The organism is Vescimonas sanitatis (assembly GCF_049060325.1).
GTDB classification, from domain to species: domain Bacteria; phylum Bacillota; class Clostridia; order Oscillospirales; family Oscillospiraceae; genus Vescimonas; species Vescimonas sanitatis.
On the sequence record NZ_JBMGPW010000005.1, the window covers coordinates 171497 to 194666 of the forward strand.

Consider the following 23170-nt stretch of genomic DNA (forward strand, 5'->3'; position numbering starts at 1 on the left):
AGGCAGACTATGGACAACTGGAATTTCACCGGAAAGCCGGACGTCCCCGCGTGGCCCAAGGACCCGCAGGGGCAGGACGAGAAGGCCGTGCTGCTGATGCAGACCTTCGATTCTCCCGCCGACACGGACATGATCATCTCCCTGCTGGCGGCTTACGGCATCCCCTGCTTCAAGTATTACGATCTGGATGGCGGCGCGGGGAAGGTCATCAACGGCTTTTCCGGCTACGGCGCCAGCCTGTATGTGCCCGAAGCGCAGCTGGAGGAGGCAAAGGACCTGCTGGCCTCCCGGCCGGTGGAGGACGAGGAAACGGAAGAACACGCCTGAAAGGAGTTTTTGAATATGCTGGACTATAAGAGGGAATACGAGCGTTGGCTGGCCAGCGACGCGCTGAACGCCGACGAAAAGGCCGAACTGCAGGCCATCGCCGGGGACGAGAAGGAGATCGAGAGCCGGTTCTACGGCCCGCTGGAATTCGGTACCGCCGGACTGCGGGGCACCATGAAGGTGGGTCTGCACCAGATGAACGTACACGTCATTCGCTGGGCCACACAGGGCTTTGCCGACGTTATCGCCGCCGAGGGCGATGAGGCCAAACAAAAAGGCGTGGCCATCTGCATGGACTGCCGCGTGAACAGCATGGCCTTTGCCCGCGCCGCGGCGGAGGTCTGCGCCGCCAACGGCATCCGGGTACGTATTTTCGAGTCCCTGCGCCCCACGCCGGAGCTGAGCTTCGCCGTGCGGTACTACGGCTGCCAGGCGGGTATCAACGTGACCGCCAGCCACAACCCCAAGGAGTACAACGGCTACAAGGTCTACTGGGCCGACGGCGCGCAGCTGCCGCCCCAGCACGCCGCCGCCATCGCCGCCCGTCTGGAGCAGATCGACATCTTCACCGGCGTGAAGCGCATGGCCTTTGACGACGCGGTGAAGGCCGGGCTCATCACCCTGCTGGGTGAGGAGACGGACAAGATGTTCATGTCCAACGTCATGGCCATGGTCAACGACCGCACCTCCGTCGCCCAGGTAGCCGACAGCTTCAAGGTGGTATACACCCCCTTCCACGGCTGCGGCTGGAAGCTGGTGCCGGAGGCCCTGCGCGGCCTGGGTGTGAAGAACCTGTACTGCGTAGAGCAGCAGATGGTGCTGGACGGCACGTTCCCCACGGTGGCCTCCCCCAATCCGGAGAACCCGGAGGGCTTCTATCTGGCCATCGAGCTGGCCGACAAGGTGGGTGCGGACTTCATTCTGGGCACCGACCCGGACAGCGATCGTGTGGGCATTATGGTCCGCGGCGCGGACGGCAAGTTCATCGCCGTCACCGGCAACCAGACCGGTGTGCTGCTGCTGGATTATCTGATCGGCGCCATGCGCCGGGCGGGCAAGATGCCGGAGCATCCCTATTTCCTCAAGACCATCGTCACCACCGAGATGGCCCGCAAGGTGGCCGAGAGCAACGGCGTCACCTGCTGCGACACATTTACCGGTTTCAAGTTCATGGCCGAGAAGAAGAACGCGCTGGAGACCGCCGGTGAGGGCCACGTCATCATGTCCTATGAGGAGAGCTACGGCTATATGCTGGGCGACTACGTGCGGGATAAGGACGCCGTCACCGCGTCCCTGCTGATCACGGAGATGGCCGCTTGGTACGCCGCCAAGGGCATGACGCTGTATGATGCCCTGCAGGCACTGTACAAGAAGTACGGCTGGTATGGCGAGAAGACCCACAATCTGGTCATGCCCGGTCTGGACGGTCTGGAAAAGATGGCGGCGCTGATGAAGTCCCTGCGCACCGCGCCCCCGGCCAACATCGCCGGTGTGGATGTGGTGGTCCGCAAGGATTATCAGGACGGCAGCGCCGTGGACTGCGCCACTGGCAAGGTCAGCAAGATGGAGCTATCCGGCAGCAATGTTCTGCGCTTTGAGTTGGCCGACGGTACTACGATCCTGGTGCGCCCCTCCGGCACCGAGCCGAAGATCAAGGTGTATATCCTCACCAAGGGCGCCGACGCCGCCGATCGCGACGCCAATATCGAGAAGTATTCCGCCTGGGTCAAAACCCTGACAGAGTAATAGAAAAGACCGCCGTACGGCGGTCTTTTTTCCCCCCGCGCCGTAGGCAAGAAAAAGAGACCGCCGAAGCGGTCTCTTTTTTTGTTAACCTCGAAGCGGGTTCTAATTAGAACTCCTTTTTCTTGCCGATGACGACGGCGGAGCCGGCGACGGAGGTCAGAGCCATACCGACGTACATAGCGATACCAGCATCAAAGGTCTTGGGGGAGGGCTTGGTGGTGGTGCCAGTGGAAGGAGTGGTGGCAGTGGTCCAATACCAGTTACCGGTCAGACCGGTAGTGTCAGCACCGGAAGGAATAGAAGCCTTGTTGGGAGCCTCAGCAGCAACGGCCTTGCACTTGGAGCAGGTGTAACCAGTAATCTTGCCATCCTTAACGGTGGGAACAGCAACGTGAGCAACCTTAGTGGCGGCGGTCAGAGTCGTCACAACAACAACCTTACCGTCCACTACCAGGACGCCATCGCCAGTGGTGCTGTCAGCAACAGCCAGATAGGTGTTGCCAGCATACTCATAGGTGTAATAGGTCTTAGTAGCATCGTAGTTGGCGGGCTTCTCATACTTGCCGCAAGTGTCGGCGAAATCGCTGTAGACCTTACCGGCGACATAGTTGGCAGTGGGAATCTCAGCCAGGTACAGAACCACGTTCTTGGCATCGGCCTCTTTGTACAGGACATCGGTAGCCTCAGCCAGAGTATTCACAACGATATAAGTCTTGCCATTGATGGTATAATGCGCATAGACACCAGCAGTGGTCTTGCCATCGGTGGTCTTAGGATCGGTGTTGCCGGTATAAGACAGGGTAACCGCCGTAGCAGGATCGGCCTTATCAGCATCGGTGCTCTTAAGGAAGCCGGACTCGATGTTCGCCGCGAACGCGGTGGTGCACAGTGCCAGAGCCATGACCATGGCCAGCACAGTTGCAATGATCTTCTTCATGTTTGTTTCCTCCATAAAAATTTGTTTGTGTCGGACTCGGCTTTGTCACTCGGACCACCGTTTACAACGTAAACATCATTATGTTGTAGACCGCAGGCCCGAACAACTCGGCTTCGCCTTTCACGGTTGTAAGTATACCACATCCCGCAGATAAATCAAGGCGTTTTGGCCGGGGATTTGCAAAAAAACTCGTAAAAAATTATTAAAAAAGATTTACATTTTCGAAAACGTTGCAATTCCTATGAAAAACAGCACATTTTCTGAACTTTTATGCCGGTTTCGGTTCCGCGTCCGGGGGCGCGTAAAACACAAAAAAACGCGCTTTGTATGCGATATTCGGTATTTTACCGGCGTGTATGTGCGTTGCAGCACAAATACTCTGGAAAAAAATGGGGAAACTTTGAGACGCGAAAGCGCGCAAGGCGGACATTTGTTCACAATTTGTGTGCGTTTTGCGGACGCGCGCATAGTTTTGCAGAATGTAAAGGGGTTGGGGTTGTTTTGCGGCGCTTGACAAATCGCGGAGAGGGGTTATAATAGGAGATGAAAAGGGGACGCCGCGACAGGCGGTCAGTCCCGGTGAGTTGAGATTTGCTTACAGGCTTTGTAGCCTACAGAAACCGTCACCCTGCCCGGTGGCGGTTTCTGCTTTTCAGCTTTTGGATCCGTATCGAGACTGAATAGCCTAAGATATGGAACGTCAGCGTCCAAAACATACTGTCCCACCTCCCTTCGAGAGGAGGTGACTAACCGCCCGCCTATGTATGCAGCGTCCTTGTGACGGAGTATACACCGCGGGGCGGCGTTTGTCAAATTTCGGGGAACGGCGGCGCTTGACAAATCGCGGGGATAGGGTATAATAGGAGATGAAAAGGGGACGCTGCGACAGGCGGTTGACCCCGTTCAGCAACTTAGAGCTTCGTTAAGGTCTTATCGACCTACAGAAACCGTCACTTGCCGGAGTGGCGGTTTCTGCTTTTGAGTTTCTGAACTCGCACCGAGATCGAGTGACCAAGGATGTGGATCGTAAACACAAAAAACATTTCGTCACCCCCTTTCGGGGCCGTGACTAACCGCCCGCCTATGTATGCAGCGTCCTTGTGACGGAGTATACACCGCGGGACGGCGTTTGTCAAATTTCGGGGAACGGCGGCGCTTGACAAATCGCGGGGATAGGGTATAATAGGAGATGAAAAGGGGACGCTGCGACAGGCGGTTGACCCCGTTTGGTTGAGAGTTTATTTTGGGCTATGTCAGCCCGCAAAAACCGTCACCGTGCAGGGTGGCGGTTTTTGCTTTTGAGTTTCTGTATCCGTATCGAGACCGAGTGGCCCAGAATATGGAACGTAAACACAAAGAACATCGCGTCACCCCCTTTCGGGGTCGTGACTGACCGCCCGCCTATGTATGCAGCGTCCTTGTGGCAGAGTATACACCGCGTGGCGGCGTTTGTCAAATTTCGGGGAACGGCGGCGCTTGACAAATCGCGGGGATAGGATATAATAGGAGATGAAAAGGGGACGCTGCGACAGGCGGTCAGTCCCGGTGAGTTGAGATTTGCTTACAGGCTTTGTAGCCTACAGAAACCGTCACCCTGCCCGGTGGCGGTTTCTGCTTTTCAGCTTTTGGATCCGTATCGAGACCGAATAGCCTAAGATATGGAACGTCAGCGTCCAAAACATACTGTCCCACCTCCCTTCGAGGGGAGGTGACTGACCGCCCGCCTATGTATGCAGCGTCCTTGTGCTGTATTATATATGGTGGGCGATTTTTTGTCAAATTCAGTTGTCAAGGTGCATCTTTTCCGCCAAGGGGGACAATAAGGGCGGGAGGCGCGGTTTACAGCACCAGGCGCATACGCTCGAGACAGCGGCGGTGCTCGGCGCTGGTGGTGCGGATGTAGATACGGGTGGTGTTGATGCTGCTGTGGCCCAGCAGGTCGGCCAGCTTGGCCAGGTCCTTGTTCAGCCGGTAGAACGTGCGGGCGAACAGGTGGCGGAAGTTGTGGGGAAACACTTTTTTGTCGGAGACGCCGGCGGCGCGGCACAGGGCCTTCATCTCGCGCCAGATGTTGCTGCGGTCCAGGGGTGCGCCGCTGCGGGTGACGAACACCGGGCCGAAGGCGATGCGGTGCTGCTTCATATAGCGCAGAAGCTTCTTTTGCAGGCGGGTGGGGATGAGCACGCGGCGGGATTTGCCCTTGCACCGCACCACGGCTACGCCGCGGCGGGCAGCCTCGGCGGTGATGGCGGGCAGCTCGCTGACGCGGATGCCGGTGGCGCAGATGGTTTGCAGCACCAGCGCCAGGCGGGCGCGGCCTGTCTCCCGGGCGGTACGGACCAGATCGGCGTACTCCTGGGCGGTGATCTCACGTTCCTCGGGGCTGTACGCCTGGTACTGGATCCGCAGGCGGTGAACGCGGCAGTCCTCGCGGGCGATCATGCGGAGAAAACGGTTCAGCGCGGCCAGGATGGAGTTGACGCTGCCGGCGGCGTAGTGGCGCATAAGGTCGGCCTTGTAGTCCAGCATGGCGTCGCGCTCCAGCGGCGTGTCGCCCAGCCACAGGGCGAAGCGCTGGACGTCGCGGAGGTATTTGTTCAGGGTGGCGGCGGATTTTTCCTCGTTTTTCAGCAGGGCGCGAAACTGCGTCAGCTGGTCGGTTGTGATGGTCATGGCGGGCCTCCAATATATATAATAGGTGTATTATAAGGCCTGCGCGCTGTTTTGTAAGCGTTTTTTGGAAAATACTGGGCAAAAATGTGGAAGTGAGCTTCCTCCGCGCCGGGATAGCCTGTCCCCCGACGGAGCGCACGCGCAAGATATGGCCGCCGAGGGGTAAAACAAGTGAAGGCACTTTACGTCAGAATGCAGGAATTCTCTTTAGCGAAATAAATTGTAAACAAATCGCGAACGGGACAGGCGAGAAATGTGGTGGCCCTGCCGGACACGAAATTGGTGAGGAAAACCGGGAGATTTCCGGAAAGCTGAACGCTCCCCGCCCCCGCAGGGGTGGGGAGCGTATTTTGATTTTGGCAAATTATGGAAAAAATGTGCCGTAAAAATTTTTACAACATAATGATGTTTACGTTGTAAACCGCTGGCGAGAGTGACGGAGCGACGCTGGACACAAACAAATTTTTATGGAGGAAACAAACATGAAGAAGATCATTGCAACTGTGCTGGCCATGGTCATGGCTCTGGCACTGTGCACCACCGCTTTCGCGGCGGCTCAGCAGTACGATGCCTTTGACGCCGAGACCGGCGCCACCGAGGCCGAGGATGCCTATCTGATGTATGAGAAGGCAACCAAGACCTCTATCGCCTTCTATTGGCTTGCCAAGAACGAAAGTGACACGTTTGACAGCACCAAAGACATTATGTATGTCAAGGTCACTAAGACTGCTGATGCTGACATCGTTCTGAAGTATGCCGACAAGAACACTGTCGCTATGTACTTGGCAAAGGTTGATGCGGTTGATTATGATGGCACCGGCGTGGCTTTCACCGAGATCGGCTCCAAGTGCGGTCAGTACAAGCTGCGGGCTGGTGAGACCGTGAACGACAAGTTCTATACCGCTACCGACACTACCGATCAGAAGGTTCACCTGTTCAAGGCTGTTGACACCGCAAGCGGTAGCACCGTGAAGCTGCTGGTTGATGGCAAGGTTGTCATTACCAGCGATCTGGGTACTCTGGCCGCCAACACTGTTGGTCACACTTGGGTTGTCGACGTTGAGAAGGGCGCTGCCAAGTGCTCCAACTGCGGCACTACCGGTAAGGTCTACAAGTCCTTCGTGGAAGTTCCCAATGGTGCTGACGCTGATCAGGTCGCTGGCGTGTGGGTCGTCGCTGACGCTTCCAACACTCCCACTGAGACCAAGCCCGATTCCAACAAGTCCCCCAAGACCTTTGACGCTGGTATCGCTATGTACGTCGGTATGGCTCTGACCTCCGTCGCCGGCTCCGCCGTCGTCATCGGCAAGAAAAAGGAGTTCTAATTAAACTCAAAAAAGAGAAGCACCCTACCGGGTGCTTCTTTTTTTGCCTTTAATTATCCCACCCCCTGGCGGGGGTGGGGTGAATAAAGATTGCTTGCCCGCTGGGCCTTTCTTTTTTTGCGCTTAATTAGCCCGCGCCTGTCGGCGCGGACGAAATAAATATTCCCCGCTGCCGCGGGGGATAAATATATATCCCTCCCGCTGCCGCGGGAGGGATAGTAAATGCTGCTTTTCTGCGGGGTGCTTCTTTTTTTGCGCTTAGTTATCCCTGGCCTGTCGGCCAGAGATAATTTAGCCCCTTCCGAGCTTGAATAACAAAAAGGCACCCCTACGGGGTGCCTTTTTTTGGGCCGTCGGGGACGCCGGCCCCCTCCTTTTGAAACCACCCCCTCTGGGGAAGGCAACCGCAAAAAAGAACCGCCGAGCGGCGGTTCTTTTTTGCATTTCCCGGTTGACACCGGGGCGGATATACGTTACAGATACAGGTAGCCGTACTTGTCGCGCAGGGTGACGATCAGCTTCTCCAGATCGGCGGGCAGGTCGTTTTTGCCGGACAGGTCATAGTCCTTCGGCTCGCCGAAGGTACGGACGCGGACCTTGTCGCCGCCAAGGAACAGCACACCGGCATTGTGGCTGTCCACCATGTCCTCCGCAGTCTGGAACAGGGTGAACTTGTCGTGGCAGGGCTCGGAGCTGTACGGGCAGAACTGGGTGCAGTTGCCGCACTCGTTGCACATCTTGTCCACGTGGACGATCTGGTGGCTGCCGTCGGCCATGCGGATGGCCACATTGGCGCGGTTGGGGCAGGAGTCCACGCAGTTTTCGCAGACGGTGGCGCACTGCAGGCAGCGGTCGCCCTCGCAGCAGATGCACGCGCTCATCTTCAGAATACCCTTCTTGGCCTCGGCGTCCGCCTTAGTGACATAGGCCTGCTCGGGGATGTCATAGGTATAGGGCTTGCCGATAACTGCCTCGGCAAAGGCCGCGGCGTCGGCGATGCCTTCGACAACAGTGGCGGGGCCGCGCTTGGCGTCGCCGGCGGCGTAGACGCCCTCCACGTTGGTCTGGAAGGCGGGACGGCCCTTCTTGTCCAACTCAATGCCGTTGGCGGCCATAAGTGCGTCGTCCACCTGCTCACCCACAGCGGAGATCACCAGGTCGCAGGGGACGGTGAAGAACTCACCGCTGCCCACGGGGCTGCGGCGGCCGGAGGCATCGGCCTCGCCCAGCACCATCTTCTCACACTTCAGCACACCGTCGGCCTGCTTGACGGGGGCAGCCAGCTCGGCGAAGGTCACGCCGTCGGCCAGCGCCAGCGCCAGCTCGTGCTCGTCGGCGGGCATATACTTGCGGGTACGGCGGTACACGAGGGTCACGCTCTCGGCGCCGCTGCGCTTGGCCAGACGGGCCGCGTCCATGGCGGTGTTGCCGCCGCCCACGACCACGATATTGCCGGCCACAGCGATGTTGCCGGCCTTGACGCCCTTCATCCACTGGATGGCGCCGGCCACATCGCCGGCGATGTCCAGCTTGCCGGGCTTCCATGCGCCCACGGCCAGCAGGATGTGGGTGTAGCCCTGCTTTTTCAGCTCGGCCACGGAGGGGGCGGGCGCGCCGCACTTGACCTCGACGCCGTACTTCTCCATGAGGGCGATATCCTTCTCAATGGCCTCGTTGGCGATACGGAAGCTGGGGATCACGTGACGGGGCACGCCGCCCAGGCAGCTCTCGCGCTCGAAGATGGTGGTCTCGATACCGGCGCGGCCGCAGAAGTAGGCGGCAGCAATGCCGGTGGGGCCGCCGCCGATGATGGCGACCTTCTTGCCCGCCACGCGCTCCGGACGCTTGATGGAGGCCATCAGGGCGTTGTAGCCCTTCTGGGCGGCCAGCAGCTTGGTGTCGCGGATGCGGACGGACTCGTCATAGAAGTTGCGGGAGCACTTGGTCTGACAGCGATGGGCGCAGATGGTGCCGGTCAGGAACGGCAGGGGGTTTTTCTCGGTGATCAGCTTCAGCGCCGGACCGTACAGGCCCTTGTTGCACAGCTCCATATACTCGGGGATGTCCTGCGCGATGGGGCAGCCTCCCTTGCAGGGCGCGGTGAAGCAGTCGATCCAGGGCACGTTCTTCTCACTCTTGCGGCTGGGCAGGGGCTTGATAGGCTTGACGTGGTGCACGTCGGTGTGAGAGGCGGTGCTCATGTCGCAGATGGCCTGGGTGTCGGTGCCGTCAAAGGGCTTGTAGGGCATGGGCTCTACCTTCTCCACCATCTGGAGCAGGCGGTTGTAGCCGCCGGGCTTGAGGATGGTGGTCGCAACGGTGATGGGCCAGATGCCCGCCGCGAACAGCTTGTCGCAGTTGAAATACTCCGCGCCGCCGGCGAAGGAGATACGCATCTTACCCTTGAACTGGCGGGAAATGCGATGGCACATCTCGATGGTCAGGGGGAACAGGCTGCGGCCGGACATATACATCTCGTTGTTGGGCAGCTCACCGCGGGTGGTGTCCACCGGGAAGGTGTTGGAGAGTTTCAGACCGAACTCCAGACCCTTGCTGTCGGCCAGCGCCTGCAGACGCTCGAACATGGGCACCGCGTCGGCCCACTGCAGATCCTCGCGGAAGTGGTGGTCGTCGAATACAATATAGTCATAGCCCATGCCGTCCAGAATACGGCGGGCCGTCTCGTAGCCCAGGATGGTGGGGTTGCACTTCACGAAGGTGTGCAGGTGCTTCTCGGTGATGAGATAGCTGGCGATGCGCTCGATCTCATCCGGGGGACAGCCGTGCAGGGTGGACACAGTGACGCTGCGGCTAACGCGGGGATCAATGGCGTCGATATAGTCGCTCTCGGCAGGGAACAGCTCCTTCAGGACGGCCTTGCACTCGCCGAAGATGGCGGTCTTGGTGGCGTCCTTCATGCCCTCGATATAGGTGTTGACCTTGTCGCCCTTGATGCCCTCCAGATCGTAGCCCACGGACATATTGAACACGAAGCCATTGGGATCGCCGAAGCCGTATACCTTGCTCAGCACCTTCAGGGCGCACCACGCCTTGATGTACTCGTCCATGGCCTGGGGCACGGTCAGCTCGGTGGACCACTCCTGGTTGTAGCCCTCGTCGTTGGCCAGAATGCAGGGGCGGGGCACACAGGCGGCCAGCTCCTCGCCGTCCATCTTCTGGACGGTCTTGACCTCGAAGAAGCGTGCGCCGGCCATGTAGGCGGCGATGATGTTCTGGGCAAGCTGGCTGTTGGGGCCGGCGGCGGGGCCAAAGGGTGTCTCGATGCGCTCGCCGAAGATGGGCAGGCTCTTGCCCGTGGCGTGGTACGCCTTGCGGACGCCGAAGATCTCGCCGGAGTTGGCATATTCGGTGACCACCCAGTTCATCAGGGACTTAAAGGGGATCGGATACATTTTTTCAGACATGGGTCTTCCTCCTTGTCGTTGATTTTATCAATACACCCGGTGGTTCAGGTCGCCCCACAGCTTCTTGGCGGCCTCGAGAATGTGGGCGTTTTCGGCCTCCTCGTCGATGTTCACCAGCACGCGGTCCTTCATCAGGACCTTGCCGGCGGCGATGGTGGTCTGGCACTGGCGGCCGGTCATGCCGAAGATCATGTGGCCGTCGATGTTCTCGTCGCTGAACGGGGTAAACGGCTTGTAGTCCATGACGATAATGTCCGCCGCCGCGCCGGCCTTCAGCACACCCAGCTGGTCCGGGAAGTACCGTGCGCCGATCTTGGCGTTGTTCTTGAACAGCATATCCGTGACCTCGCACCAGCCCACGTTAGGCAGGCAGTTCTGGCTCCGCTGGGAGCACAGGGCCACCTTGAGAGACTCCAGCATATCGTTGGTATAGGCATCGGTGCCCATGCCCAGCAGGATGCCCCGCTTGTACAGCTGCAGCACCGGGCAGATGCCGATGGCGTTGCCCATGTTGGACTCGGGGTTGTTCACCACCATGGTGCCCGTCTCCTTGATGATGTCCATCTCAGCGGTGTTCACATGGATGCAGTGGCCCAGAATGGTCTTTTCACCCAGGATGCCGTGGTCCTGCAGGCGCTGCACGGGACGGCGGCCGTAGTTCTGCAGGCTGTCGTACACGTCGTTCATACCCTCGGACACGTGGATATGATAACCGGTGCGGCCGTTGTTGGCCTCCACCATGCGGTCGAAGGTCTTGTCGCTGATGGTGAACAGCGCGTGGCCGCCGAACATGGCCGCCAGCATGGGATCGTTCTGCTTCTGGCAGTAGGTGATGAAGTCCGCGTTCTCCTTGATGGCCTGCAGGCACTTCTCCTCGCCGTCGCGGTCGCTGACCTCGTAGCACAGGCAGGAGCGCAGACCCAGGCGGCGGCTCTCCTCGCTGATGGTAAACAGAGTACCGGGGATCTCGCCATAGCTGGCGTGGTGGTCAAAGATGGTGGTCACGCCCTGCTTGATGCTGTCGATGTACAGCGCTGTGGCGGAAGCGCGGGTACCGTCCATCATCAGGTGGCGGTCGATGGCCCACCAGGTGCCGTCCAGCACCTCGTAGAAGTTGGTGGGGTTGTTGCCCACGATGCTCAGGCCGCGGGCCAGTGCGGAGTAGATGTGGGTGTGTGCGTTGATGAAGGCAGGCATGATGACGCCGCCCTTGGCGTCGACGATCTCGGCATCGGCATATTTTGCCCGCAGAGCGGCTTCCTCACCTATCTCCACGATCTTGGCGCCCTCGTAGGCCACCGCGCCGTGCTCATAGTAGCCCTTGCCCTCGCTGTCGCGGGTAATGAGCCGTCCATTTGTTACCAGAACCATGTGTATTCCTCCTTTGTTTCCGATAGTGTTCGTGTGTTCTCCCCAATATGGCTCTACTCCCCGGTAAACAAAAAGTGCCCCAAACCCTGTTTCCGAGGGTTTGAAACACTCAAGCGTCCGCCGAGTGATAGTTTCAGCCCGTGCGCGAAGCACTTCCTTACAGCTACCAATCTTGGATTGTCATCTGTATTTTACAACGATTTCTCCAAAAATGCAATAGTTTTGTCAGCCTGTTTTTGCCCTTTTTACCCTGCGTTGTCCCGCTGCACCGTGTACCGCTTTCGCTATTTCATGACAAAAAAGCCAATAAATGGAAGTATACTTCGTGGAAGTAAACTTCCCGCTGCGCTATCATCTTCTTATAAAGCGGAAACGGAGGCATTTGCCATGCAGGAGTATAAGGACGCGGTGCGGGAGCATCTGTCAAGCTATGTGTGCCAACTGCGGCAGCGCCGTGGGCTTACACAGGAAGAAATGGCCGAAAAGCTTCGTATCACGGCGCGGGCCTACGGCGACCTGGAACGTGGAAAATTCTGCTTTTCCGCCCCGGCATTGATGGCCCTGCTCCTCATACTGAAGGAAGATGAGGTGGCAGAGCTTCTGAACGACTTTCGCAAAATTACAGAAAAATTAGACGGTAAAGAGGTGGCGTAGCATCCATGGATAAGGGGGATGTGAGCCGCACATTGTGCGGCTTGGGGTTGTTGCCGAGCAGCGTCTGCTATTTTTATATGGCAGAGGCGCTTCGGCTGTCGCTGCGGGAGCCGGACAGGCTTCTGCTGGTCACAAAGCATGTGTATCCGGACGTGGCGCGCTGCTTTGACACAAACTGGAAGTGCGTGGAGCGCGGCCTGCGCCGCGCCGCAAACGTTGCCTGGAACACGGCGCCGGAGAAGCTGTCAGAGCTCGCACATCGACACTTGACGGAGAAGCCTTCTGTTTCAGAGCTGTTGTCTCTGTTGACGATCTACCTGCGCGCGGAAGAGGAGAACTGAAACCGGTCATAGGGCACCAAGCCCCGGCTCTGCCGGGGCTTTCTGCTTTGTACGTATTTCTTTACGGATAAAAAGCCGCCCTCGGGCGGCTTTTTCTCTGCACAGCAAAGCAAGGCTCCCGGGCAACAGATGATATCTGTCTCCCGGGAGCTCCCCTCCTGTCGCGCGAGGCCTGTACCTCGCGCCCCCTATATTGTCTCATGGTAGCACTCTGAAATCTGGTTTTCAAGAAAATTGGCGATTTCTTAACGGTATCTTAACAAAACATTCGCAGATGTACCCCCGCGCCCGGGGGCGCACCTCCCAAAGCCGCCCTCCGGGCGGCTTTGGCGCGGTTTGATAATCGCCAAAAGCGATAGAACGCAAAACCCCTACCGTGGCACCAGCCAGCGGCGCGCGGCAGCGCCACGCGGGAAGCTGTGCTGGCACAGTCCTTCTGACCGAGGAAAAAAACGGAAAAATCTCCGTGGTCGCGTGGGAAAATTACCCGCAAGGAACGTTTCGCCCCGCGCCAAGGGGTTCTTAGACCGTAGGTCTAAGCGGCGTTTTTGGCTACTTTTGCCGCCGGGGGCAAAAGTGGCTCGCGCCCGCAGGGCGCGGAATCCCCCTGCCTTCCCCTTGAGGGGAAGGTGGCAACGCGAAGCGTTGACGGATGAGGTGTCATTGCGAGCCAGTCCGCAGACTGGCGTGGCAATCCGCTCGTCGCGGCGTCAGCCGCCTTGGCCCCCTCTGGGAGGGGGCTGTCGCCGTAGGCGACTGGGGGAGAGAAAAAACAACTCCCTCCACTTTACGCAAAAACCACTTCACTTGCCTAAATTGTAACCGAATTATGAACGGGATTTGTGGCGTATTCCGGGCCGAACAGTTTACATAATGACTTTTCGATTTTGACTGGAAATTTTTTCCAGCTAAGTTATTGCGTTTTTTGAAAATCTCCGTTTGAATTGCATAAATGCTGCGTTACACAGAAATTACGCTTTACAGGCGCTCAGATAAATTGCGTAAATTACTGGTAAATTATGGAAGAAATGGAAATTATTTCCAATTTCGGGTGATTTTTGACGGCGCGATGTCACTGTCTCAAAAATGGAAATAACTGGCAATAAAATCCGTAAAAATTTTTACAACATAATGATGTTTACGTTGTAAACCGCTGGTGAGAGTGGCGAGGTCAAGTCCGACACAAACAAATTTTTATGGAGGAAACAAACATGAAGAAGATCATTGCAACTGTGCTGGCCATGGTCATGGCTCTGGCACTGTGCACCACCGCTTTCGCGGCGGATCTCACCATTGATGGTGTCGATTACACTAAGGTGAGCCCGACTGGTACCTTGACTCTGGAAAAGGTTTATACCAAGGATGTTACCCCTGCTGATGGCCAGTACTATATTCAGACCGGCACCAAGACCATCCGCGTTGCTACCGATGCTGAGGTTGCTGTTATTAAGGCTGGCGGTTTTAGCAAGAACACTCTGGCTAAGATGACCGATGCTGGTTATCTGTTTGATGTGTATCAGGCTGAGGATGGCATGTATTACGCCCAGGCGGCTGTTGTTGATGCCTACGACAAGGCCAACAACACCAACAAGGCCAATATGGCTACCAAGGACGGTACTTCTGCCAAGATTTTCTACTTCGGCAAGGAACTGGGCAGCGCTGTTGCTTACTATCAGTTTAGCAAGAATGACAGCCTGAAGACTGCTGAGGCTACCACTGTTCTGTACAAGACCTCTGAGACTTTCGGTGCCAACAAGGCTCCTGTCTACACCAACCTGGCCGGTACTGCTACCTACGCTATGGTTTCCGACACCGATTGGACCGACAAGGACAAGGACGCTGTTGGCAAGCTGTCCAAGATCTACTACAGCAAGCCCGCCGATGCTGCTAAGCTGCTGAACGCTGCTGGTAAGGATATCAACCTGGCTGCTGATAGTGGTTACTACTATGTTCTGACTGAGAAGGCTGCTTCTACCACCCCCAACACCAACAAGCCCTCCCCCAAGACCTTTGACGCTGGTATCGCTATGTACGTCGGTATGGCTCTGACCTCCGTCGCCGGCTCCGCCGTCGTCATCGGCAAGAAAAAGGAGTTCTAATTAAACTCAAAAAAGAGAAAGGCCGAAAGGCCTTTCTTTTTTGTGCTTATTTATCCTTGGCCTAACGGCGCGGACGAAATAAATATCCCCCGCTGCCGCGGGGGATATAAATGCTTCCGGCCCAGCGGGTGCTTCTTTTTTGCCTGCGGCAGGAAGGGTGTTGCGCCTGCGGGCACAAGCTACTTTCTTTCCATGGCGAAAGAAAGTAGCCAAAGAACGCCACTTAAGGAAAGGGGGATTTCGAATTTCCCCCTTTCCTTAAGGATCCTATCCCCTTGAAGCGACAAAGGAGGGGGCTTCGGCCCCCTCCTTTTGAAACCACCCCCAGGGGGAAGACAACCGCAAAAGAACCGCCGGGCGGCGGTTCTTTTGCGGTTCTCCCTGACAGGGGAAGGCTTCTCTCGTTCACTTCGTTTTTCTGTGCCTGCGGCGGCGCTTGGCCTTTTCGCGGGTGCAGTGGAAGGGCTCGTTCTCCCGGGCGGCGGCAAAGGCGGCTCGCTCCGGGTCGGTCAGGGGCGGCACCACGCGGCGACCCTGCCAGCTACCGTCCTCACGGTGCACCACGGACATCCGCACGGGGAACAGGCCGTGATTTTCACAGCGGAACACGCCGTAATACACGTCGCCCTGGGGATACCACGACTCCACGGCCCCAGGCTGGCGGCACAGGGGGCAGGGCACGATACGCGCCTGACGGCTGTTGAGCAGCTGCTCACGCTCCGGCAGCGGTGTGATCTTCTGACGGGGCTGCTTGGGGTACGTCTCACGGCTGAACTTAACGCCGCGGCGGCGCTTATGCTTGGCTTCAGCCCGGGGCGCGGTGGGCAGCAGAGAGCTCTCCGTCAGCCACGCGGTGATCAGCGCCGCGTACAGCGCATCGTGCAGGGCGTTGTGGAACTCATAGATCAGCGGCAGGCCGCAGTACTCCGCCGCCTGCTCCAACGCTATACGCCTACCCAGGCCGATCTCCAGCGTCCGGCAGAAGGCAGCCTGCAGGTCGATGCACGCTGTGACCGGCGGCGCGGGCAGCTTCCAATAGGCGGCGTTGGCGGCCAGCACGCCGTGGTCCTGGGCACCCCACTCGGCCCACAGGGTATCCTCGCCGCACCAGTCCAGAAACGCCTGATACGCCGCGGGGAAGTCCAGCTCAGACGTCAGCGCCTGGGCGGATTCCGGCAACTTTTTCGCCACAGGCGACAGCTTTCGGTAGATGGACGGCCGGATGTGGGCGTTGAATGCGTCCACTACGGGGCCGCCGGGGCGCGCCAGCCGCACCGCGCCGATCTGAATGATCTCCTCCATGCGCCGCCCGCCAAAGGGCTGATTCCATTCCAGATCCAACACGATCACGCCGTCTTACCTCCTCGCGGAAAAAGTCATATTAGATATATTATACTCCCATGCTGTCGGAAACGCAAGGGAAACAGGGAGACGCCTATGGCGTCTCCCTGTTTCCCTGCCGTGTAGCTGCCCCGAAGAAAAGCGCGTCAGACGGTAGCGTCCACCGGGATACGCTGGCGGTCTACCTGGACCCAGTGGACGCGGACGCCGCCGCCGGGCTGCTCCGTGGCGCAGAACACCACGCCGCCCATATGGCCCTCCACCGGCACGCCGCCGCTGAACAGCGCCGCAAAGCGGCGAATGTAGCCCGCCAACTCACCAATAGTCTTCACCGGCAGATCGGGCGCGAGATAGTCAAAAAACTTGTGCATACGGCACCTCCAATATCATGAATTCCGTGTTCTTCCTTTGACTGTACCCATCTTACCAAGTTTGCTGTCCGAAAAAACGGACAGTTCTTCGGCGCACTTGTGCTTTTTGCCGGCGTGTGGTACAATGTACAAAAGAAAACAAGTCGGGAGGTGGCCGCCATGACCGAGATGAATACCGCGCCGCAGTTGGCCCCGCGGGAGCGATGCACCGGCTGCGCCGCGTGCTGCAATGGCTGTCCCAAGGGCGCTATCCGCATGGTGCCGGACCGGGAGGGCTTTCTGTACCCGCAGGTGACCGACGGCTGCGTCCAGTGCGGCCACTGCACGCATATCTGCCCGGTGCTGAAGCAGCGGGAGCCGCGCACCGAGCCGGCAGCGTTTATCGTCTGGAACGGCGACGAGGCCGTGCGGCGTGACTCCACCGCCGGCGGCGCGTTCTCCGCCCTGGCGGAATACGTGCTGGAGGGCGGCGGCGTGGTGTTCGGCGCGGCACTGGACAACGACCTGCGGGTCAGCCACATCGCCGTGAAAAACCTGCACGATCTGCCCCGACTGCGGGGGAGCAAGCCGGTGCAGAGCGACGTGGGTGAGAGCTATCAGCAGGTACGGCTGTATCTGGATCAGGGCCGGCAGGTACTGTTTTCCGGCACGCCCTGTCAGGTGGACGGCCTGTACCGCTATCTGGGCGAGCACCCAGAACGGCTCATCACCTGTGACGTGGCCTGTAGCGGCGTGGGCAGCCCCGGCGTGTGGGAAAAATTCGTGCGCTCCATGGCGTACATCAAGCAGCAGAAGCCCCTGTCCGTGGACTTCCGCGGCAAGCTGAACGGTGAGAGCACGCGCCGCTTCCATGTGACCTTTGAAAACGGCGGGCAGTACGACGCGCCGCTGCTGCGGTCCGAGGTGGGACGCGGGCTGGCGCGGGGTATGTTCCTGCGGCCCGCCTGCCACACCTGCGGCTATACCAGCACGGACCGTACCGGTGACCTGACGCTGTGCGACATGACCGGCGGCGCCATCACCCCGGAGGAAAAGCGCCTGGGCGTATCGCTGCTGCTCATCAATACCGCTAAGGGCGCCCAGATGTTTGACAGTCTGCCGCTTCACCGCCGACGCTGCGGCCTGGCCGAGGCCGTGGCCGCCGACCGTGCGCTGCGCTCACCTACGCCGGTATCCGTGGATCGCTCCCGGTTCTTCGACGCGCTGGAGCAGGAGCCCTTCCGCCAGGTCTGCGCCCGGTTCCTGTCCGCCCTGCAGCCCCGCGAGCACGCCGGCAAGCCGCTGAAGGAACTGCTGGGCAACGTCCGCCTGCCCTTTGGAAAGAGGAAACAGAAATGACGAAAACGCTGCTGCACACCTGCTGTGCGCCCTGTTCCGTGGCCTGTATCCAGCTACTCCGGGCCGAGGGTATCGAGCCGGTGTCCTATTGGTATAACCCCAACATCCACCCCTACCAGGAGTACAAGGCCCGCCGCGACACACTGATGGCCTATGCGCCGTCTGTGGGCGTGGAGCTGATCGTGCAGGAGGACTACGGCCTGCGGGATTTTTGCCGCGCCGTGGCAGAGGACATCGATCACCGCTGCGGCCATTGCTATCGCCTGCGGCTGGAGCAGACCGCCCGCTATGCAGCTGAACACGGATTTGAGAGCTTTTCCAGCACCCTATTTGTCAGCCCATACCAGAACCATGAGTTGCTGCGTCAAACCGCCGAGGAGGTGTCCGCGCAGTACGGTGTGACACTCCTGTATCGTGATTTTCGTCCCGGTTTCCGCCAGGGGCAGCAGGAGGCCCGCGAGCTGGGGCTGTATATGCAGAAGTACTGCGGCTGCGTGTTCAGCGAAGAGGACCGCTACGCCAAGCAGATCAGCAGGGACATGCAGGCCCCGGAAAAGCATCTGTAAGTTAACAATAATATATATTATGGTAAACCCAACAGCCGCGCTTTTAGCGAGGCTGTTGGGTTTTTCCTTTGGGAAAAGCAAGGCTCCCGGGCAACAGATGATATCTGCCGCCCGGGAGCTCCCCTCCTGTCGCGCGGGGCCTGTACCTCGCGCCCCCTACGTTGTTTCATGGTAGCACTCTGAAATCTGGTTTTCAAGAAAATTGGCGATTTCTTAACGGCATCTTAACGTAACATTCACAGATGTACCCCCGCGTCCGGGGGTGCACCTCCCAAAGCCGCCCTCCGGGCGGCTTTGGCGCGATTTGATAATCGCCCGCCCGGTAGAAGAAAACGTCCCTACCGTGGCTGGGGCAAGCGGCTGCGCCAGCCTCCGCGCCGCCGGGACGGCGAAGTTCCTTTTACGCACCAAAACGCAGGTAGCACTTTCGCCGAATAAATTGTAACCGAATTATGAACGGGATTTTGGATGTATTTCGGGCTATATAGTTTACATAATGACTTTTCGATTTTGACTGGAAAATTTTTCCAGCTAAGTTGTTGCATTTTTTGAAAATCTCGATTTGAATTGCATAAATGCTGCGTTACACAAGAATTACGCTTTACAGGCGCTCAGATAAATTGCGTAAATTACTGGTAAATTATGGAAGAAATGGAAATTATTTCCAATTTCGGGAGATTTTTAACGGCGCGATGTCACTATCTCAAAAATGGAAATAAATGGTAATAAAATCCGTAAAAATTTTTACAACATAATGATGTTTACGTTGTAAACGCTGTCTCGGAGGATGAAGCCGAACCGGACACAAACAAATTTTTATGGAGGAAACAAACATGAAGAAGATCATTGCAACTGTGCTGGCCATGGTCATGGCTCTGGCACTGTGCACCACCGCTTTCGCGGCGGACAACTATGACCTGTATCTGGCCAATAGCACCAACATCAGTGGTAAGGTCATCGCTGCGAATGGCGCTGTGGCCGAGAAGACCAACAAGTCCATCACCATCACCGCTGCTGCCAGCTATTCCGATGGCACTGGCAACCTGGAGTATCTGACTGATGCTGATAGCGTTATCTACGTCAAGACCACCACTCCCACTGTTGCTGATTATGCTGTGACTGTCACTGGTAAGAAGGATATTCTGTTCTATGTGACCAAGGTTGACGCTGCTCCCACGTATGCTGCTTCCGCAAAGGCTTTCACTGACTTTGGTTATAAGTGCGGTCAGGTCGTGAACACCGACAACAGCAAGTATTACGAAATCACCACTGGCGAGCACACCGGCAAGGTGTTCAAGGCTGGCGAGGATTGGAGCGTTCTGGTTGACGGCAAGCTGGTTAAGCTGGCTGGCTCCGATGCCGAGGTGAAGGCTCACACTTGGGTCGTTTCCGCTTCCAAGGTTGAGAACGGCAAGGTCGTTCCCACTGAGGCTGTCTGCGGCATCTGCGGCTCCAAGACCACCGCTATCTATGAGACTGGTAAGGCTCCTGCTGGTTCTAAGACCGAGACCTTGACTGGCGTTACTGGTTATGTTGTCGTTCCTAACGGTGCTTCCACCACTCCTTCCACTGGCACCAACAAGTCCCCCAAGACCTTTGACGCTGGTATCGCTATGTACGTCGGTATGGCTCTGACCTCCGTCGCCGGCTCCGCCGTCGTCATCGGCAAGAAAAAGGAGTTCTAATTAAACTCAAAAAAGAGAAAGGCCCATTGGGCCTTTCTTTTTTTGCCTTTAATTATCCCTCCCGCTGCCGCGGGAGGAATGATTATTTTATTTCCCCCGCTGGCGCGGGAGGAACAGTAAAGATTGCTTTTCTATGAGGTGCTTCTTTTTTGACTTTAATTATCCCACCCCCTGGCGGGGGTGGGGTGAATAAAGAGCGTTTGCCCGCTGGGCCTTTCTTTTTTTGTACTTATTTATCCCTGGCCTAACGGCGCGGACGAAATAAATATCCCCCGCTGCCGCGGGGGATAAATATATATTCCTCCCGCTGCCGCGGGAGGTATAGTAAAGGGTGTTTTTCCCTAGGCCTTTCTTTTTTTGCCGCAATTTGTGGGGCGGGGACTGCCCCTTGACAAACCCGCCGGAATGGGTATAATAATAAGCAGAAGGGGACGCTGCGACAAGCGGTCAGCCCCATCAAGTAAAGATTTGCATCAGGGTTTTACACCCCAAAAGAAACCGTCACTTGGCAGAGTGGCGGTTTCGTCTTTTCAGCTTCTGAATTCTGATCGAGACTGAATAGCCTGCGATATGGAATGTAAGCGTCCAAAACATGTATGTCACCCCCTCTCGGGGCTGTGACTAACCGCCTGCCGTTTATTGCAGCGTCCTTGAGATGTATTATAAGCCGTTTGCCGGTTTTTGTCAATCTGACGTGCCGACAACCACCCACAAAGCCATTGTCCCGCGCCGCATTATGTGGTACAATACCCTCGACACACTCTGAAAGGAGTTTTTCTATGCTGGATATCTTTGAAATACTGGGCCCGGTGATGATTGGTCCCTCCAGCTCCCACACCGCCGGCGCCGCCAAGATCGGCGCCATGGCCCGCACACTGCTGGGTGCGCCGCCGGTCAAGGCCGCCATCCACCTCTACGGCTCCTTTGCCGAGACGGGCGCCGGCCACGGTACGGACCGTGCGCTGGTAGGCGGTCTGCTGGGCATGAAGCCGGACGATCCCCGCCTGCCGGATGCCTTTGCCGAGGCGGAGAAAGCCGGGTTGACCTACACCATAGACGAGATCAAGCTCCGCGACGCCCATCCCAACACCGCTGTTATCGAGGCCAAGAGCGCCGACGGCAGGACACTGACCATGCAGGCCTCGTCCATTGGCGGCGGCCGTATCATGGTGAACAAGCTGGATGGCATCGACGTGAACTTCAACGGTATGTTCAACACGCTGGTCATCCGCAATCAGGACGCCAGCGGCACCGTAGCGGCCATCACCAGCATACTAAGCCAGCTGCGCGTCAACGTAGCCAACATGAGTCTGTACCGCCACAAGCGTGGCGGCGACGCGCTGATGGTCATCGAGCTGGATCAGCACCTCAAGCCCAGCCAGGTGGCGTTTCTGTCCGAGCTGCCGGGCGTGCTGTCCATGACCTACTACGACAAGGAGGAGGATGACGATGGCTCTGGATTCGATGAAGGAAATATTTGACCGCATGGAGCAGGAGGGCAAGCCCTTCTGGGAGATCGTGCTGGAGACGGATATGGACGAGCGCCAGGTAACGCGGAACCAGTCCATGGCTAAAATGCTCATCACCTGGCAGGCCATGGCCGACGCGGCGGACAGCTACACCGGCCGGCGCAAGAGCGTCAGCGGCCTGGTGGGCGGCGACGGCATGAAAATGCGGCAGTACTGCCTGCGGGGTGAAGCCATGTCCGGCGGCTACGTCAGCGAGGTCATCGCCGAGGCGCTGTCCATGGCGGAGTCCAACGCCTGTATGTGCCGCATCGTAGCGGCGCCTACGGCGGGCGCCTGCGGCGTGCTGCCGGCGGTGCTGCTGCCCCTGTGCAGGTACGAGGAGCTGAGCCAGCACCAGCTGCTGGAGGCCCTGTATGTGGCCAGTGGTATCGGCGCGGTCATCGCCTACCGGGCGTGCATCGCCGGCGCTTCCGGCGGCTGTCAGGCGGAGATCGGCACGGCCTCCGCCATGGCGGCGGGGGCGCTGGTGGCCCTGCGGGGCGGCAGCGGCGAGCAGATCGGCCACGCGGTGGCCATGGCGCTGAAAAACCTGATGGGCCTGATCTGCGATCCCGTGGCGGGCCTGGTGGAGGTTCCTTGTGTCAAGCGCAACGTCATCGGCGCGGTGAACGCCGTCAGCGTGGCGGACATGGCCATGGCGGGCATCACCAGCCGCATTCCCGTGGACGAGGTCATCGACGCCATGGGCGAGGTGGGCCGCCGTATGCCCGTGGAATTCCGCGAGACGGCGCTGGGCGGTCTGGCCGTTACGCCCACCGGGCAGGCCATCACCGATCGCATACGGAAATCGAAATAAGGAGGGACTCAAATGACGCTGGATTTTAACGCTGTCGATCCGACCGTTGTGCCGCATTTCAAGGGCGGCACCGGCGAAGCCCACGTCCGCACCGCCGTTGCCGACGGCATGGGCCGTATCCTGACATTGACCTTGCCCGCGGGGTCCTCCATCGGCCTGCATACCCACACTGGCAACTGTGAGATCATTCACGTGCTGTCCGGCTGCGGTGTATGCCACGACGATGGGATGGACGTACCCCTGACCGCCGGCATGACCCACTACTGTCCCGAGGGCCACACCCACGGCATTGATAACACCGGAGATGCGCCATTGGTGCTGCTGGGCATCCTGCCGGACAGCAAATAAATTGACCGATACCCCGGCTGTGCGAAAAGCGCAGCCGGGGTATTTAGCAGGCAAAATAAGGCTCCCGGGCAACAGATGATATCTGCCGCCCGGGAGCTCCCCTCCTGTCGCGCGGGGCCTGTACCTCGCGCCCCCTACGTTGTTTCATGGTAGCACTCTGAAATCTGGTTTTCAAGAAAATTGGCGATTTCTTAACGACATCTTAACGAAACATTCGCAGATGTACCCCCGCGCCCGGGGGTGCACCTCCCAAAGCCGCCCTCCGGGCGGCTTTGGCGCGGTTTGATAATCGCCAAAA

18 protein-coding genes are annotated in these 23170 nt (G+C 58.3%); 12 read left to right on the forward strand and 6 right to left on the reverse strand.

What is annotated here, in order from left to right; translation table 11 throughout:
- The first annotated feature begins 9 nt into the window (after positions 1-9).
- Both ACOMDU_RS07980 and ACOMDU_RS07985 read left to right on the forward strand, forming a co-directional pair.
- The gene (locus tag ACOMDU_RS07980; protein WP_421129853.1) at positions 10-327 is read left to right on the forward strand and encodes a putative signal transducing protein; all 318 of its coding nucleotides are present in this window, start codon (positions 10-12) and stop codon (positions 325-327) included.
- Positions 328-342: 15 nt separating this feature from the next.
- Positions 343-2073 carry a phospho-sugar mutase gene (locus ACOMDU_RS07985; protein ID WP_421129854.1) on the forward strand — a complete coding sequence of 577 codons (1731 nt, stop codon included), beginning with the start codon at positions 343-345 and terminating at the stop codon, positions 2071-2073.
- A gap of 106 nt (positions 2074-2179) precedes the next feature.
- Here the strand turns inward: ACOMDU_RS07985 and ACOMDU_RS07990 are convergent, their stop codons facing one another.
- Positions 2180-3010, reverse strand: coding sequence for a hypothetical protein (locus tag ACOMDU_RS07990; protein ID WP_421129855.1), 831 nt, complete (start codon positions 3008-3010; stop codon positions 2180-2182).
- Between the two features lie 1839 nt (positions 3011-4849).
- Complete coding sequence (locus ACOMDU_RS07995; protein WP_022136141.1) at positions 4850-5683, reverse strand: tyrosine-type recombinase/integrase; 834 nt, start codon at positions 5681-5683, stop codon at positions 4850-4852.
- A 482-nt stretch (positions 5684-6165) separates the two neighbouring features.
- On the opposite strand from ACOMDU_RS07995, the gene ACOMDU_RS08000 reads away from it, so the two are divergent.
- Positions 6166-7008, forward strand: a complete 843-nt coding sequence (locus ACOMDU_RS08000) for a hypothetical protein (RefSeq protein ID WP_421129856.1) — start codon at positions 6166-6168, stop codon at positions 7006-7008.
- A 473-nt stretch (positions 7009-7481) separates the two neighbouring features.
- Here the strand turns inward: ACOMDU_RS08000 and ygfK are convergent, their stop codons facing one another.
- Together ygfK and ssnA are read right to left on the reverse strand one after the other, a co-directional pair.
- Positions 7482-10433, reverse strand: coding sequence for a putative selenate reductase subunit YgfK (gene ygfK, locus ACOMDU_RS08005; RefSeq protein WP_421129857.1), 2952 nt, complete (start codon positions 10431-10433; stop codon positions 7482-7484).
- A 27-nt stretch (positions 10434-10460) separates the two neighbouring features.
- A complete protein-coding gene (gene ssnA, locus ACOMDU_RS08010; protein WP_421129858.1) occupies positions 10461-11804 on the reverse strand; it encodes a putative aminohydrolase SsnA in 1344 nt (447 codons plus the stop codon).
- 387 nt (positions 11805-12191) lie between these two features.
- Between ssnA and ACOMDU_RS08015 the strand changes: the two genes are divergently transcribed.
- From ACOMDU_RS08015 to ACOMDU_RS08025, 3 genes are all read left to right on the forward strand, one after another.
- Positions 12192-12458 (forward strand): helix-turn-helix transcriptional regulator, encoded by a 267-nt coding sequence (locus ACOMDU_RS08015; protein ID WP_022135290.1) that lies wholly within the window; start codon positions 12192-12194, stop codon positions 12456-12458.
- A gap of 5 nt (positions 12459-12463) precedes the next feature.
- Complete coding sequence (locus ACOMDU_RS08020; RefSeq protein WP_421129859.1) at positions 12464-12799, forward strand: sporulation initiation factor Spo0A C-terminal domain-containing protein; 336 nt, start codon at positions 12464-12466, stop codon at positions 12797-12799.
- A gap of 1211 nt (positions 12800-14010) precedes the next feature.
- On the forward strand, positions 14011-14898 hold the full coding sequence (locus tag ACOMDU_RS08025) for a hypothetical protein (protein ID WP_421129860.1): 888 nt from the start codon (positions 14011-14013) through the stop codon (positions 14896-14898).
- Positions 14899-15303: 405 nt separating this feature from the next.
- Here ACOMDU_RS08025 and ACOMDU_RS08030 read toward each other — a convergent pair whose 3' ends face one another.
- Both ACOMDU_RS08030 and ACOMDU_RS08035 read right to left on the reverse strand, forming a co-directional pair.
- Entirely contained in the window at positions 15304-16248 is a 945-nt protein-coding gene (locus ACOMDU_RS08030) for an exonuclease domain-containing protein (RefSeq protein ID WP_421129861.1), read from the reverse strand.
- A gap of 137 nt (positions 16249-16385) precedes the next feature.
- Complete coding sequence (locus ACOMDU_RS08035) at positions 16386-16610, reverse strand: hypothetical protein (protein WP_421129862.1); 225 nt, start codon at positions 16608-16610, stop codon at positions 16386-16388.
- Positions 16611-16769: 159 nt separating this feature from the next.
- On the opposite strand from ACOMDU_RS08035, the gene ACOMDU_RS08040 reads away from it, so the two are divergent.
- The 6 genes from ACOMDU_RS08040 (at position 16770) to ACOMDU_RS08065 (ending at position 22872) form a co-directional block, all read left to right on the forward strand.
- The gene (locus tag ACOMDU_RS08040) at positions 16770-17948 is read left to right on the forward strand and encodes a Coenzyme F420 hydrogenase/dehydrogenase, beta subunit C-terminal domain (protein ID WP_421129863.1); all 1179 of its coding nucleotides are present in this window, start codon (positions 16770-16772) and stop codon (positions 17946-17948) included.
- A complete protein-coding gene (locus tag ACOMDU_RS08045; RefSeq protein WP_421129864.1) occupies positions 17945-18514 on the forward strand; it encodes an epoxyqueuosine reductase QueH in 570 nt (189 codons plus the stop codon). The genes ACOMDU_RS08040 and ACOMDU_RS08045 overlap by 4 nt, the downstream gene beginning before the upstream one ends.
- A gap of 833 nt (positions 18515-19347) precedes the next feature.
- Positions 19348-20199, forward strand: a complete 852-nt coding sequence (locus tag ACOMDU_RS08050; RefSeq protein WP_421129865.1) for a hypothetical protein — start codon at positions 19348-19350, stop codon at positions 20197-20199.
- A 779-nt stretch (positions 20200-20978) separates the two neighbouring features.
- A complete protein-coding gene (sdaAB, locus tag ACOMDU_RS08055; RefSeq protein ID WP_421129866.1) occupies positions 20979-21680 on the forward strand; it encodes an L-serine ammonia-lyase, iron-sulfur-dependent subunit beta in 702 nt (233 codons plus the stop codon).
- Positions 21649-22524 carry an L-serine ammonia-lyase, iron-sulfur-dependent, subunit alpha gene (gene sdaAA / locus ACOMDU_RS08060; protein WP_421129867.1) on the forward strand — a complete coding sequence of 292 codons (876 nt, stop codon included), beginning with the start codon at positions 21649-21651 and terminating at the stop codon, positions 22522-22524. Before sdaAB ends, sdaAA begins: the two co-directional genes overlap by 32 nt.
- Before the next feature lie 12 nt (positions 22525-22536).
- Positions 22537-22872 (forward strand): cupin domain-containing protein, encoded by a 336-nt coding sequence (locus ACOMDU_RS08065; protein WP_421129868.1) that lies wholly within the window; start codon positions 22537-22539, stop codon positions 22870-22872.
- Positions 22873-23170: the final 298 nt, after the last annotated feature.

Bases quoted from the DNA above. Each gene is read 5' to 3' on its own strand.
- ACOMDU_RS07980 (WP_421129853.1), top strand. From the start codon at position 10: ATGGACAACTGGAATTTCACCGGAAAGCCGGACGTCCCCGCGTGGCCC.
- ACOMDU_RS07985 (WP_421129854.1), top strand. From the start codon at position 343: ATGCTGGACTATAAGAGGGAATACGAGCGTTGGCTGGCCAGCGACGCG.
- ACOMDU_RS07990 (WP_421129855.1), bottom strand. From the start codon at position 3,010: ATGAAGAAGATCATTGCAACTGTGCTGGCCATGGTCATGGCTCTGGCA.
- ACOMDU_RS07995 (WP_022136141.1), bottom strand. From the start codon at position 5,683: ATGACCATCACAACCGACCAGCTGACGCAGTTTCGCGCCCTGCTGAAA.
- ACOMDU_RS08000 (WP_421129856.1), top strand. From the start codon at position 6,166: ATGAAGAAGATCATTGCAACTGTGCTGGCCATGGTCATGGCTCTGGCA.
- ygfK (WP_421129857.1), bottom strand. From the start codon at position 10,433: ATGTCTGAAAAAATGTATCCGATCCCCTTTAAGTCCCTGATGAACTGG.
- ssnA (WP_421129858.1), bottom strand. From the start codon at position 11,804: ATGGTTCTGGTAACAAATGGACGGCTCATTACCCGCGACAGCGAGGGC.
- ACOMDU_RS08015 (WP_022135290.1), top strand. From the start codon at position 12,192: ATGCAGGAGTATAAGGACGCGGTGCGGGAGCATCTGTCAAGCTATGTG.
- ACOMDU_RS08020 (WP_421129859.1), top strand. From the start codon at position 12,464: ATGGATAAGGGGGATGTGAGCCGCACATTGTGCGGCTTGGGGTTGTTG.
- ACOMDU_RS08025 (WP_421129860.1), top strand. From the start codon at position 14,011: ATGAAGAAGATCATTGCAACTGTGCTGGCCATGGTCATGGCTCTGGCA.
- ACOMDU_RS08035 (WP_421129862.1), bottom strand. From the start codon at position 16,610: ATGCACAAGTTTTTTGACTATCTCGCGCCCGATCTGCCGGTGAAGACT.
- ACOMDU_RS08040 (WP_421129863.1), top strand. From the start codon at position 16,770: ATGACCGAGATGAATACCGCGCCGCAGTTGGCCCCGCGGGAGCGATGC.
- ACOMDU_RS08045 (WP_421129864.1), top strand. From the start codon at position 17,945: ATGACGAAAACGCTGCTGCACACCTGCTGTGCGCCCTGTTCCGTGGCC.
- ACOMDU_RS08050 (WP_421129865.1), top strand. From the start codon at position 19,348: ATGAAGAAGATCATTGCAACTGTGCTGGCCATGGTCATGGCTCTGGCA.
- sdaAB (WP_421129866.1), top strand. From the start codon at position 20,979: ATGCTGGATATCTTTGAAATACTGGGCCCGGTGATGATTGGTCCCTCC.
- sdaAA (WP_421129867.1), top strand. From the start codon at position 21,649: ATGGCTCTGGATTCGATGAAGGAAATATTTGACCGCATGGAGCAGGAG.
- ACOMDU_RS08065 (WP_421129868.1), top strand. From the start codon at position 22,537: ATGACGCTGGATTTTAACGCTGTCGATCCGACCGTTGTGCCGCATTTC.